Raw genomic sequence first — 11,042 nt, forward strand, 5'->3', positions numbered from 1 at the left:
TCTATTTTTTCCTTCTTTAAGGACTCAAGATGGTTGAAGTTAATCCATTAAATTCCAATATTCATCATATCAACAAACTATTGACTCATATGAAGAACTCTATTTCTGAAAAACAAGTTTAATAGAGCCTCTGTTATGAGAAATGTCCCATTTTTTCGAATCTTGTTGACACATCATCGTCACAAAATATACACTTTTTTTGTCAATGAAAATGATAATCTTTATCAATTGGAGGAATGCTTTCAATGTCTGTACAAACCCGTTCTAAAAATCAAGCGTTTTTGGAGCAGCAAAATAGAAGAGAATCAAATGCGCGTTCTTATCCGCGCAGATTTCCGCTCGCCATGCAAACGGCGGAAGGCATCTTGGTCAAGGATGCAGATGGAAAGCAGTATTATGACTGCCTGGCTGGAGCGGGAACGCTTGCACTCGGTCATAATCATCCAGTTGTCATTGAAGCCATTCAAAAAATGATTGATGAAAAACGACCGCTGCACACGCTTGACATCACATCGGAAATAAAAGAAGAGTTTATCAGCGAGGTGTTTGAGAGCCTGCCTGAAGCTTTCGCCAAACGGGCGAAAATTCAGTTCTGCGGTCCGACAGGCGGCGATGCGATCGAAGCCGCGCTCAAACTGGTGAAAACAGCGACAGGAAAGAGAACCGTCCTCTCATTTCATGGCGCATACCATGGAGCAACACACGGAACGATGGCATTAAGCGGCAATCTCTCTCCGAAAGAAAACGTCCAAGGATTAATGCCTGACGTTCATTTTCTCCCATATCCTTATGAATACCGCTGCCCGTTCGGCACCGGAGGGGACGACACCCACCGTCTGTCAAGCTCATATATCGAAAATATGCTGGATGACCCTGAAAGCGGTATTCTGCAGCCGGCGGGAATGATCTTTGAAGCGGTGCAAGGTGAAGGGGGATCGGTTCCGGCGCGGGCGGAATGGATCAGAGAGATGAGAAGGATCACAAAAGAACGCGGAATCCCGTTGATCATTGACGAGGTGCAGACCGGCATCGGCCGAACCGGAAAAATGTTTGCGTTCGAGCACGCCGGCATTATACCGGATGTCATCGTCCTTTCAAAAGCGATCGGCGGAAGCCTGCCGCTGTCAGTCGTCATCTATGATCAAGATCTTGACAAGTGGGGACCGGGGGCGCACATCGGCACATTCAGAGGGAACCAGATGGCGATGGCGGCCGGAAGTGCAACTTTAAAATATATAAAAGAGCATGATGTGCTATCACATGTGGAAAAAGTCGGTGCGAAACTCATGCGTGAATTACAAGGCATTCAGGAGCACGTTCCAGAAATCGGCGATGTCCGGGGACGAGGGCTGATGATCGGCGCCGAAATTGTCGCACCGCACAAAAAGCAAAACGCAAACGGCAGCTACCCGGCCGATGCGGAGCTTGCAAGCGTCATTCAAAGAAAATGCTTTGAAAAGGGACTGATCGTTGAAACGGGAGGCCGCCACGGTAGTGTGATCCGCTTCCTGCCTCCGCTCATCGTAACGGAAGAGCAAATTGACGACATCACCGCGATTTTCAAAGAGGCCGTCTATGAAGCAGTCAAGTAAACAGAAAAACTTTGATTCCCTGTTTATGCACAACGGTGAACAGGGAATCAAAGCCTACCGTGATGCGGTCGAGACCGCTGTTGATGTGCTGTGGGCCGACTGGAAGGATAAATCGAAGCCGTACAGCGGGAAGATGCCGAACGAATTGAAGCACGAAATCAAAAACTTATTTTCGTTTCAGGAAGCGGGAGAACCGCTTGCGGATGTTCTCAGAGAGCTGAAAGAAGCCTATTTGCCGAACCGGATTCATGTCGAAGATCCAAAATGCGCCGCACACCTTCACTGTCCGCCGCTGATCCCGGCGCTCGCTGCAGAGATGCTGATCAGCGTGCTGAATCAGTCGATGGATTCGTTTGATCAAAGCGGAGCGGCTTCATTGATCGAGGAAGAAATGGTGCAGTGGCTTTGCCGAAAGTTTGAATACGGAAAAGATGCTGACGGAACATTTACGAGCGGAGGGACACAGTCCAATTATATGGGGCTTCTTTTGGCCCGCGATGCCTACTGCGAAAAGCGGTGGAACTGGAGCGTCCAAAAGGACGGCCTGCCGCCGGAAGCGCACCGGCTGCGGATCCTCTGTTCTAAAGATGCCCATTTTACCGTGAAAAAATCGGCTTCCCAGCTCGGTCTCGGAGAGCGTGCCGTCGTTCTCGTCGACACGGATGACGAAAAGCGAATGTGCCTTTACGATTTAAAGCGAAAAACAGCGATGCTGAAGGAATCGGGCTTACATCTCTTTGCGATTGTGGCAACATGCGGAACGACGGATTTCGGAAGCATCGACCCGCTTTCCGAACTTGCGGATGCCGCGCATGCTGAAGGAATTTGGCTCCACGTTGATGCCGCGTATGGCGGGGCATTGATATTGAGCAGGGCCCGCCGTTATAAATTGGCCGGCATTGACAGGGCCGACTCGATCAGCGTCGACTTCCACAAGCAGTTTTATCAGCCGGTCAGCTGCGGCGCTTTTCTTGTAAAAGACAGAAGGCATTTCCGCTTGATTGATTATCATGCCGATTATTTAAATCCCGAGGAGGATGAAGCGGAGGGAATCGTCCATCTCGTCAATAAATCGATTCAGACGACGCGGCGTTTTGACGCGTTAAAGCTGTTTGTCTCATTGCGTGTGCTCGGGGAAGATACATTCGCCGAGATGATTGACTGGACATTCGCATTGGCTGAAGCGGCAGCGAAAAAAATCTCCGCAAGCGATCGGTTCGAACTGCTGAATCCACACCCTGAACTGAACGCTGTCGTCTTCCGCTGCCTCGCCGCAGAAGACGATGCGGAGAATGACAGCTTGAATAAATATATCCACAGAGAATTGTTCAGAACGGGACAGGCGGTGATCGCCAAGACGGCAGCAGACGGGAAGACATATTTAAAATTCACGCTGCTCAATCCGAGAATGGCGCTTTCTGATCTTGACGACGTTCTCGGGCGGATTCAAGAGCTTGCGGGCCTTTATTTGAATAGCAGGAGGATAACAAGATGAGTTCATTTAAAGAAATAGCAGAAAATGCTACGATTCAAAGCTTTTTAAATTGCTATTTGCGGGAAACCGGCATCGAAACCCGTGAGATCGCGGACGGCTCCCAAAAAATGCTGGTGGTCCCGCTAAAACGCCAGCACATCGAGCTGATCGTTCCGGTCAAGTATTGGTCGAAGACGGGAAGGCACCTCTTCTCATTTCCGCTCTATTATAAAACAACTCAAGACGAAAACCGGCTTCCGCTCGACTATGTCACGCTCGTCTCCCTCGCTTCAAAAGAATTGCTTCTTCGGCAAAACAGCGGGGGCGCCGAGGATGAATTCATGCTTAGAGTCATTTTGAGCTGCCGTAATATCAGCCGTTATGTGGAAGAGCGGGCGGGTGATCAACATGAGCTGAACGCGGCCGATTTTACGTTTATCGAAGCAGAGCAATCGCTTTTGCTCGGCCACCTGATGCATCCGACGCCAAAAAGCAGGCAGGGGATGAAGCCTGAAGAGGAAAGCATCTATTCGCCTGAACTTAAAGGGGAGTTTCAGCTTCATTATTTTAAGGCGCACGCCTCCCTCGTTCTGCACGACTCAAGTACAGGAACAAAAGCGCCGCTGGTCATTCAAGAGGAACTGAAGAACGATCCGATGATTGACAAAGCGTGGCTTGATGAGGAAACATCCGATCCGGACTTTGCGCTTCTTCCCGCACACCCGCTCCAGGCGAAAGCCTTGTTGGAGGAGCCGTATGTGCAAAAATTGATCGATCAGGGTCTCCTTACATATCTCGGCGCAAAAGGGCGGACGTTTACGGCGACATCCTCCGTCCGCACGGTCTACAGCAAGCACTCGCGCTATATGTACAAATTCTCGGTGCCGATCAAAATTACGAATTCGCTTCGTGTGAACAAGCAGAAAGAGCTGGACAGAGGAGTGGAAATGGCCCGGCTTCTGCAGACAGAGCTCGGTCAACGGTTGTACCAGGAGTTTCCCGGCTTCCGCGTCATCACAGATCCGGCTTACATCTCTATTCAAGGAGAAAACGGGGAATCCGGCTTTGAAGTCGTGATCAGAGAGAACCCGTTTTATGAAGACGACCGTTCGGCAAGCCTGATCGCCGGGCTCTGCCAGGATCACGCTTACGGGAAAGAGTCAAGGCTGTCCTCTGTCATCCGTGAGCTGGCGTTAAAAGAAGGACGGACAACGGAAGAAGTGTGCGCCGACTGGTTTGACAAGTATTTGTCCATTTCGCTTGAGCCTGTTTTATGGCTGTTTGAAACATACGGGCTGGCGATTGAAGCGCACCAGCAGAACGCCGTCATCCGTTTAAAAAACGGCTACCCTGACACGTTTTATTACAGGGATAACCAAGGCTACTATTACAGCGAATCAAAAGCGGACATGCTCTCCAGCCTGCTCGAAGGCTTAAGCGAAAGGAGCGAGACGATCTGTTCGGACAGCGTGGCTGTTGAGAGACTGCGCTATTACTTCTTCTTCAACCATTTGTTTGGACTTGTGAACGGTTTCGGCTGCGAAGGGCTGATCCGGGAAGAAACGCTCCTGTCCATGATCAGAGAGCGGCTTGAGAAAGCGGAACAAATTTACGGCATCACTGAGCTGACCGACAGCCTGCTTCGTTTTCCTGAGCTTCCGTGCAAGGCCAATCTGCTGACGAGATTTTATGACATGGATGAGCTGACAGGCTCCCTTGAAACCCAGTCGCGCTACACGTCAGTTCAAAATCCGCTTCTGAAGGAGGCGGCTGCCGTCCATGAATGAACGGATCACATTTCAAAAAGCGGACTATGAAAGAGACGTATCGCTCGTCTACCGCTGGATGCAGGAGGAGCACGTCATCCCGTTCTGGCATTTAAACATGCCGTTTGCAAAGTTTGCAGCCCATTTTCACAAGGCGATCACAGACCCTCACCAAACGCTGTACATCGGCTTTATCGACGGTGTGCCGATGAGCTACTGGGAGTCGTACTGGGTTAAGGGAGACATCATTGAACACCACTATGACAATGAACCTTTTGACCAGGGCATTCATCTGTTGATCGGAGAAAAAGCGTATTTGGGAAAAGGTCTTGCCCTTCCGCTTTTAAAAGCGATGGTCAGCATGCAATTTGCCGAGCCTGACACAAAAAAGGTCATCGCAGAGCCGGATATCCGCAATAAAAAAATGATTCATATTTTTGGAAAATGCGGGTTTCGCCCTATTAAACCTGTGGATCTTCCTGATAAAACCGGATTATTGATGTTTTGCGAACGAGAACGTTTTTTTGAAAAGGAGAAAAAAGATGAACTCTACAAAGAGACCCAATGATGTATATGATGTCATCGGCGTCGGCATCGGGCCGTTTAATCTCGGCCTTGCCGCATTGGCTGATTCCGTGCCTGAGATCAATGCGCTGTTTTTTGAACGGAATGAAAGCTTTAACTGGCATCCCGGCATGCTGATTGAAGGGACAACACTGCAGGTGCCGTTTTTGGCCGACTTGGTGAGCATGGCCGATGTGACAAGCAAATACAGCTTTTTAAACTATCTCCAGGAGCATAACCGTCTTTATTCTTTCTATTTTTTAGAAGACTTTCATATTCCGAGAAAGGAATATAACCACTACTGCCGCTGGGTGGCCGAACAGCTCGACTCGTGCCGTTTCGGAATGAATGTCGAAAGCATTTCACTCATTGAATCAAACCGGGATGCGCTTTTTGAAGTGCGGGTCGCGAATCAGGAAAACGGCGAGGAAGCCGTTTATTACACAAGGCATATCGCGCTCGGCATCGGCACGGGGCCGCACGTTCCCGAAGCGCTCTCAGACGCTTTGGGCGACTCGGTGTTCCATTCAGCCGAGTATTTAATGAGAAAACCCGGCGGGTTTAAAGGGAAAAGGGTTGCCGTCGTCGGCTCCGGACAAAGCGCAGCCGAGGTGTTTTATGACCTGGTCGGTGAAGATGAAGCGGAGCACGTCAGCTGGCTCACCCGCTCAAAAGGCTTCTTCCCGATGGAATATTCAAATCTCGGGCTCGAGTATTTCTCACCTGATTATATCGATTTTTTCTATCAGCTCCCGCAATGGAAAAAAGATGAATTGCTAAGGCAGCAGGATCTGCTTTATAAAGGCATCAGCGCGAAGACGATCAGCGATATTTACCACCTTCTGTATGAGCGGACCTGCGGCGGACGGGAAGCGGCGTTTGACCTTCAGTCGATGACAGAAGTAGAGCGGATCGAACAGCATGCGGGAACAATGATTCTTCATTGCGCACACCGCGTGGATGAGAAACGATTTGAGCGGCAGGCGGATGTCGTCGTCTTGGCGACGGGCTATAAAGAGAGGCTGCCGGAATGCCTGGCACCTGTTGACAGCCTGATTGAAAAGGACGCGAGCGGCCGCAATGTCATTACACGCGATTACAGGCTGGTGACGGCAGCCGAATCGGAAAACCATATTTTCGTTCAAAACGGAGAGCTGCACACACACGGTGTCGGTGCGCCTGACCTGGGGCTCGGCGCTTACCGGAACTCGGTGATCATCAATCAGCTTGCCGGGAGGGAAGTATACCGCGTCAGCCATAAAACGGTCTTCCAGACATTTGGAACAGGAATCACGGAAAAAACGGCCGTGCCAAACGGCTGATCAAGGAGGCAATTTGATGTTGTTTCAAGACGAATTAAAAAAGGTGCTCAATCCGGAGAGATGGAGAAAAGTCAATCAGCGACTACTGGCGAAGATGGTTTCTGAATATATGTATGAGGATATTATCAAGCCTGATCTGATTGAAACGGAAGACGGCATCAACCGGTATGAGCTGAGAACGGCGGAAGATAAGGCATACCGGTTCGCGGCCAAACCCCGCATGTTTGACAGCTTTGACACGATGCCGGAGACGATCAAAGTCTTTAAGGACGGACAATGGACGACACACGTGAACGCAATAGAGTTTCTCCTCGATATTCAGCCGCATATCCCGATGAGTCCGGAAACAGCGGGGCATTTGATCAAGGAGTTCAACCATACGATGCTGGCGGATGCCCACCTTTTGGCTAAGGATGCGCTTACCTCTGATGAGCTGACAGAAGCCGATTATGCCGTGATTGAAGGTGAGATGACCGGCCATCCGTGGATTGTATACAACAAAGGAAGAATCGGCTTTGGCTATGATGACTATCTCCGCTTTGCGCCGGAAAATCAAAGAGCCGAACGGCTGCTGTGGATCGCCGTACACAAAGAGACCGCGTCATTCTACTCGGTTGAAGGGCTCGATTATGAAACGCTGATCAACGAAGAGCTTGATGAGCTGACTTTAAGGCAATTCGCTAAAGTGATAGAAAAGCAGGGCGCAGCCGGCGAAGACTATTATTATTTGCCCGTCCACGAATGGCAGTGGACAAATACGATCATTCAGCAATTTCCTGAAGAGATCGCTGCAAAAGCGATCATTCCTTTGGGGGAAGGCGGAGACGAGTATCTGCCGCAGCAATCGATCAGAACCTTTACAAACATCACAAACAAACATAAGCATCATATCAAACTGCCGATGAGCATTTTAAATACGCTTGTATACAGAGGACTGCCGTCGGAACGGACGGTGATCGCTCCGAAAATCACTGAGCATATCAAAGGGATCGCCGAAAACGACGCATTTCTAAAAGACGAATGCCGGGTGATCCTGCCAGGCGAAAATGCCAGTCTGAACGTCGACCACCCATACTATCATTCTCTTGAAAAAGCTCCGTATCAATATTTGGAAATGCTCGGCGCCATTTTCAGAGAAAGCATCTATACGTATTTGGAAGAAGGAGAGCGGCCTGTTACACTCGCTTCTTTAACATACATCGATCAAGACGGTGTGCCGTTTATCAGGCGCCTGATCGAAAAGTCGGGGCTGTCAGCGGAGGAGTGGATCGGAAAGCTGTTTAACACCGTGATGCCGCCGCTTCTGCATTTCATGTACCGCTACGGAACCGTATTTTCGCCGCACGGACAAAATACGATTCTCGTCTTAAAAGATCATCAGCCGCACAGGCTGGCGATTAAAGATTTTGTTGATGACGTCAATATCAGCGACCAGCCGCTTCCTGAACTGAGCGGTTTGACAGAAGATTTAAAAGCCGTTCTCAGAAGCGAGCCGCCGGAAGGGCTTGTGCAGTTTATCTTTACAGGGCTTTTCATTTGCCATTTGCGCTATGTGGCCAACATTTTGGAAAATGACGGTCTGCTTCCTGAAAAGCGTCTGTGGAAAGCTTTGGCTGATGCGATTTTGGATTATCAGCAAAGATTCCCGGAACTGCGTGAGCGCTTCGAATTGTTCGACTTATTCAAACCGGAATTGACGAAGCTCTGCCTCAACAGAAACCGGATGGTCGACTACGGCTACAAGGACGGCGATGACCGCCCGCACGCCTCCGAATTCGGAAAAGTGACAAACGCGCTTGCGAAATTTAAAAAAGAGGCCGCAAAGCTGTAATGCTCCTGCGGCCGGGAATGCCCCGCTTCAGGCGGGGTTTTTTTACGTCAATTTCTTATACATTAAAATATGAGGTCCGATCGGCGGTATGTCGTAGACTTCGCCCTGTTCGCTGAAGCCGAGCTTTTTATAGTAGCCGCTCACAGATGTCCTGGCGTTACACCATAAAAGGTCCGCGCCCTTTTTCCGGAGCAGTTCTTCGGCATGGCGGATGAGTGTGCTTCCCGCTTTTTGTTCGCGGTATCCTTCCAGCGTCGCCATCCCTCTCAGCTGATACTGTTTTTGGCCTTCAAGCTCTGAATGTTCGGCTTTATGAAAGGAGGCGATGCTGATCAGCCTGCCCCGGTAATATCCCCCGAGGTGAAACGTACCCCCGAGCAAATCGGTTTCATACATACATGCTTCAAGCGGCTGATTCGGCCGGAGAATGCGGTGTCTGATCTCATACGTTTCTTCGGCGTCGATTTGTTTGATCTCGATCATATGGTTCCTCCTTCGGTTGTCGAACTCATGAGAGGTGATGGATTCGGCAGATCACCCGGTGTTTTGAGAATGACTAACTATATCGTAAATGGCGGAATATATCGTCCATCGATATCGGTAAACTGATACTCTTTGGCTAAATCGCCTATTCTTAACACCTGTCCGCTTTTCTCCATCACATTCGGATCATTTGCCAACGCAGTAATTCCGCGTCCGACATAATAGGGCGTTTCGGTTCTCCTTAAATCTTCTGACTCCTGCCAATGCTCTTCATCTGATTCATGGTGTTTCAAGACAAGCTCAGTTCTCATAAATCCAGGTGAAACGGCAAGAACGGCAATGTTGTCCTGTTTTAATTCTAATGAAAGTCCATACGCCATACGTGTTAATGCGTTTTTGGCTAAATCGTAATAAAACTGTCCAATGTACTTGTCACCATCCCAGAAGGTCGTGTGAATGATGAGGGCTTGTTTATTTTCACGAAGCAGCGGAACGGCGAAATGATTCGTCGCCAACTGGGCGCGCACCCCGGCGGTGAACATCGTATCCCAATTCTTCAAAGACAATTCCCAAAAAGGTTTTGCGTCAACACCCAGATCATGCGCACCCCACACATTGTTGATCAAAATATCTAATTTTCCCTGTTCTTCGCGAATTTTAGTGATGACAGCCTCTGTGTCCGAATCGTTCGTATGATCACATTGTACAGCAATACCTTTTCCGCCGGAAGCCTCAATTTGTGCAGCGGTGTCATGGATTGTCCCAGGCCAATGATTCGTTGAAGCCCCATGAATGCTGCGGCCTGTGATATACACGATTGCACCGGCTTTCCCCAGTTCTGCAGCAATGCCGCGACCGGCTCCTCTGCTTGCGCCTGTTACAAGAGCGACTTTTCCTTTCAAGTCCATCTCATTCCTTTCATAAAGAAGATATTGTCATTATAAGAACCGATTCTTGACAACAGCTGTCATATTTAATGAAATGAAGATAAATCATTTATAAAAAGGAGATCATCATGAGAGGAGACCGATTGATATCTATTCTTTTGCTGCTGCAAGCTTATGGACAGATGACGGCAAAACAATTGGCAGAAAGGCTGGAAGTCTCTGAACGAACGATTTACAGGGATATGGAAGCTTTAAGCGGGACGGGTATTCCCGTTTTTGCCGAACGCGGAAAAAACGGAGGCTGGTCATTGCTTGATGATTACCAGACCAAATTAACCGGCTTAAAAGAATCTGAAATACGCGCACTATTTGTCCCGCTTTCCGAACAATTCCTCGATGATCTCGGATTGACACGTACATCCGAAGATGCCCGAAATAAACTGATCGCTTCGCTCCCTTCGGGATATCGCCAAAACGCAAAAGATGTATGGAATCGAATATATATTGATACGAGTTCATGGCGTCATAAGAAGGAAAAAGCAGCATCCTTTGAAGTGCTGAAAGATGCTATATGGAAAGATCAAAAATTAAAAATCGTCTATCAGCGGGCAGATGGAAAAATGAGTGATCGGGTTGTAGCACCGCTTGGACTGGTGGCTAAAGGGTCCAACTGGTATCTGATTGCATCTAAAGAAAATGGGGAGATTCGAAATTACAGAGCTTCGCGGATTCAATCTGCCATTTCCGTTCATGAAACATTTGAAAGACCTGAAAACTTTGACATTGCTCAAGTATGGAGATCTTCAACAAATGCTTTTATCGAAAAATTACCGACTTATGAAGTGTGGGTGAAGGCGGCTCAGTCAATCTTGCCAAGATTATCATTTACCAATCATTTTGTGCGGATCATGGAAACGGGTAAAGTCGATGAGGAGGGGTGGATACCAATTAAATTATCATTTGATACGGAAGAGGAAGCGAAAAGATATATACTCGGTTTTGCCGAGCATATGCTGGTGATTGAACCGAAAGAACTGCACGACAAGGTGCTGAAAATGGCTGAATCGATTGTTGCCCATTATAAACAGCAGAATGGATGCCGAAAAACATGAATGAACCCCTG

General features: G+C 48.7%; 9 protein-coding genes. 7 read left to right on the top strand and 2 right to left on the bottom strand.

Annotated elements, in window-relative coordinates; translation table 11 throughout:
* Positions 1-245 precede the first annotated feature (245 nt).
* From ACINLD_RS01335 to ACINLD_RS01360, 6 genes are read left to right on the top strand one after another with little or no spacing between them, the layout of a single operon-like run.
* The gene (locus ACINLD_RS01335) at positions 246-1,592 is read left to right on the top strand and encodes an aspartate aminotransferase family protein (RefSeq protein WP_409444900.1); all 1,347 of its coding nucleotides are present in this window, start codon (positions 246-248) and stop codon (positions 1,590-1,592) included.
* Positions 1,576-3,087: a pyridoxal phosphate-dependent decarboxylase family protein gene (locus ACINLD_RS01340; RefSeq protein ID WP_409444899.1), complete on the top strand. Its 1,512-nt coding sequence runs from the start codon at positions 1,576-1,578 to the stop codon at positions 3,085-3,087. Before ACINLD_RS01335 ends, ACINLD_RS01340 begins: the two co-directional genes overlap by 17 nt.
* Positions 3,084-4,853 carry an IucA/IucC family protein gene (locus ACINLD_RS01345; protein WP_026586358.1) on the top strand — a complete coding sequence of 590 codons (1,770 nt, stop codon included), beginning with the start codon at positions 3,084-3,086 and terminating at the stop codon, positions 4,851-4,853. Before ACINLD_RS01340 ends, ACINLD_RS01345 begins: the two co-directional genes overlap by 4 nt.
* On the top strand, positions 4,846-5,400 hold the full coding sequence (locus tag ACINLD_RS01350) for a GNAT family N-acetyltransferase (RefSeq protein ID WP_077737072.1): 555 nt from the start codon (positions 4,846-4,848) through the stop codon (positions 5,398-5,400). Before ACINLD_RS01345 ends, ACINLD_RS01350 begins: the two co-directional genes overlap by 8 nt.
* Positions 5,375-6,718: a lysine N(6)-hydroxylase/L-ornithine N(5)-oxygenase family protein gene (locus ACINLD_RS01355; protein ID WP_026586360.1), complete on the top strand. Its 1,344-nt coding sequence runs from the start codon at positions 5,375-5,377 to the stop codon at positions 6,716-6,718. The genes ACINLD_RS01350 and ACINLD_RS01355 overlap by 26 nt, the downstream gene beginning before the upstream one ends.
* A 16-nt stretch (positions 6,719-6,734) precedes the next feature.
* Positions 6,735-8,549, top strand: a complete 1,815-nt coding sequence (locus ACINLD_RS01360) for an IucA/IucC family protein (RefSeq protein ID WP_026586361.1) — start codon at positions 6,735-6,737, stop codon at positions 8,547-8,549.
* Positions 8,550-8,591: 42 nt separating this feature from the next.
* On the opposite strand, the gene ACINLD_RS01365 is transcribed toward ACINLD_RS01360, so the two are convergent.
* On the bottom strand, positions 8,592-9,032 hold the full coding sequence (locus ACINLD_RS01365) for a GNAT family N-acetyltransferase (RefSeq protein ID WP_077737069.1): 441 nt from the start codon (positions 9,030-9,032) through the stop codon (positions 8,592-8,594).
* A 77-nt stretch (positions 9,033-9,109) separates the two neighbouring features.
* The gene (locus ACINLD_RS01370; protein WP_026586363.1) at positions 9,110-9,940 is read right to left on the bottom strand and encodes an SDR family NAD(P)-dependent oxidoreductase; all 831 of its coding nucleotides are present in this window, start codon (positions 9,938-9,940) and stop codon (positions 9,110-9,112) included.
* A 107-nt stretch (positions 9,941-10,047) separates the two neighbouring features.
* On the opposite strand from ACINLD_RS01370, the gene ACINLD_RS01375 reads away from it, so the two are divergent.
* The gene (locus ACINLD_RS01375; protein ID WP_410206881.1) at positions 10,048-11,031 is read left to right on the top strand and encodes a helix-turn-helix transcriptional regulator; all 984 of its coding nucleotides are present in this window, start codon (positions 10,048-10,050) and stop codon (positions 11,029-11,031) included.
* Positions 11,032-11,042: the final 11 nt, after the last annotated feature.

Origin of the sequence: Bacillus sp. z60-11, from assembly GCF_046464135.1 — a bacterium.
Taxonomy (GTDB): domain Bacteria; phylum Bacillota; class Bacilli; order Bacillales; family Bacillaceae; genus Bacillus; species Bacillus sonorensis_A.

What these genes read in the sequence shown, in the direction of transcription:
- ACINLD_RS01370 (WP_026586363.1), bottom strand. Translation starts at nt 9,940, where the DNA reads ATGGACTTGAAAGGAAAAGTCGCTCTTGTAACAGGCGCAAGCAGAGGA.
- ACINLD_RS01365 (WP_077737069.1), bottom strand. Translation starts at nt 9,032, where the DNA reads ATGATCGAGATCAAACAAATCGACGCCGAAGAAACGTATGAGATCAGA.
- ACINLD_RS01335 (WP_409444900.1), top strand. Translation starts at nt 246, where the DNA reads ATGTCTGTACAAACCCGTTCTAAAAATCAAGCGTTTTTGGAGCAGCAA.
- ACINLD_RS01355 (WP_026586360.1), top strand. Translation starts at nt 5,375, where the DNA reads ATGAACTCTACAAAGAGACCCAATGATGTATATGATGTCATCGGCGTC.
- ACINLD_RS01360 (WP_026586361.1), top strand. Translation starts at nt 6,735, where the DNA reads ATGTTGTTTCAAGACGAATTAAAAAAGGTGCTCAATCCGGAGAGATGG.
- ACINLD_RS01350 (WP_077737072.1), top strand. Translation starts at nt 4,846, where the DNA reads ATGAATGAACGGATCACATTTCAAAAAGCGGACTATGAAAGAGACGTA.
- ACINLD_RS01340 (WP_409444899.1), top strand. Translation starts at nt 1,576, where the DNA reads ATGAAGCAGTCAAGTAAACAGAAAAACTTTGATTCCCTGTTTATGCAC.
- ACINLD_RS01375 (WP_410206881.1), top strand. Translation starts at nt 10,048, where the DNA reads ATGAGAGGAGACCGATTGATATCTATTCTTTTGCTGCTGCAAGCTTAT.
- ACINLD_RS01345 (WP_026586358.1), top strand. Translation starts at nt 3,084, where the DNA reads ATGAGTTCATTTAAAGAAATAGCAGAAAATGCTACGATTCAAAGCTTT.